Raw genomic sequence first — 1,514 nt, forward strand, 5'->3', positions numbered from 1 at the left:
CGGTCAGACCGGGACCGTTCCGCCGCAAGGCAGGACTACCAACCGTGTGCTTGCCAAAGCGCACTGAGAGGTAACGGGTATAGCGATGAGCGATCGTCTGGACTGGAGTGACCTGCGTGAGCGCCGGATGGCCGAGCCGGGCGCTGGTGAGGCGTACGAAGCGACCCGGATCGCCTTCGAGCTTGGCCAGGAAGTACGTCACCTGCGGGAGGGGCAGGGTTGGAGCCAGAGCCAGTTGGCGCGAGCGGCCGGCATGACTCAGTCCGCGGTCGCCCGCTTCGAGGCCGGTGGCACCATGCCGACGCTCCCCGTGTTGGAACGCCTCGCTCGAGCCTTCGACAGGCGGCTAGATATCAAGTTCGCGTCGGAAGCCGACGCGGCCTGATCGGATTCGGTTATGCCGCGATCGCTCGGGCGGTGGCGTAGACGTCGGCGGGTAGGGCCTGGTGGAGTCGCCAGAGAATCCGCATCGGCCGGTCGCCGGTGTGCGACTCGTACGTCATCGTGCCCGCGTAGAGGTACGGCGGTGCTCCCAGGTCGCGGTCGGCGACCCGGGTCTCCCGGACGAAAAGGTGCACGGTCGAGGTGCCCGACGTGTAGCGCTGTCCCGTCGCCGACGCCGCCGAGGTGGTGCTCTGCGACTCCCACTGGAACAGCGTGTCGGTGATGGCCCGGTCGGCGTACATGGTGGTGGGGGAGTAGTGCGCTTCGGACTTGACCAGCGTGACGAAGAACAGATCGGCCTGGGCGTCCGGCAGCCACTTCACGCCCTCGCGCAGCGAGCCCGGATTGGGCATTCCGAAGGCGGCGCACGCCTCGTTGCGGCTGTACCGGGCGTGGACCCGCAGCGGCACGGCACCCGGGGCGGCAGCCGGCGTGACCCGGTGGATCCGATCCCGCAGCACCTCGGCGACCTGTTGTAACTCGGCGCAGCGCGCCGGTTCCTTCCACAGTCGCGCCAAGCGCTCTTCGCGCGTGGCGAGGGGCGCGGAAGGCCCCCAGAGACTGAAGTGCAGCATGTTGAGCAGGCGACCGTTGCCCGCGTACACCTGCTGACCTGGCGCGGGCGGTCCGGCCGCGACCCGGGTCAGCAGCTCGAGCCGGTCGGTGTCATCGGTGTGCAGCATGCGACCGATGGCGCGGCCGAGTTCGCGGTCGTCTTCGCTGGGCGCGGACGTCTCAATGTCGGCGAGGCGGCGCAGACCGGTCCAGCCGCCGAGGCTGGCCGACCGGTATACGTCCTCGATCTCAAGGCCGGTCTCCCGGAGGAACGTGGCCAGGCTGACGTCTCCAAGGTGCCGCAGCTCGGACACCAACCCTGCCTTGGAGGTGGGGAGCGTGTTCTTCAGGTTGGCGAGCACGATGTCCTTCGACACCCGGTCCAGCTCGATGTGGCAGCCGCTGGGCAGGTGCGGGAAGTCGTCGCGGACCGCCTCCCTTAGAGACTGTCGGGTAACTGGACGGCTACGCAGTGAGAAGTCGTTCGGCGTTGATGCGTCGGGCGGCTTCGCGCT

Annotated in this window: 2 protein-coding genes; one reads left to right on the plus strand and one right to left on the minus strand. The window is 68.6% G+C overall.

The genetic code is table 11. From position 1 onward, the window contains the following. The first annotated feature begins 85 nt into the window (after window positions 1-85). Window positions 86-385: a helix-turn-helix domain-containing protein gene (locus tag ACLQ24_RS29575; protein WP_425895022.1), complete on the plus strand. Its 300-nt coding sequence runs from the start codon at window positions 86-88 to the stop codon at window positions 383-385. A gap of 10 nt (window positions 386-395) precedes the next feature. Here ACLQ24_RS29575 and ACLQ24_RS29580 read toward each other — a convergent pair. Continuing rightward, on the minus strand, window positions 396-1,514 hold a 1,119-nt coding region (locus ACLQ24_RS29580), incomplete at its 5' end, for a DUF3427 domain-containing protein (RefSeq protein WP_425895023.1).

It is taken from the genome of Micromonospora sp. DT4 (assembly GCF_049841675.1).
In the GTDB taxonomy this organism is placed as follows: domain Bacteria; phylum Actinomycetota; class Actinomycetes; order Mycobacteriales; family Micromonosporaceae; genus Micromonospora.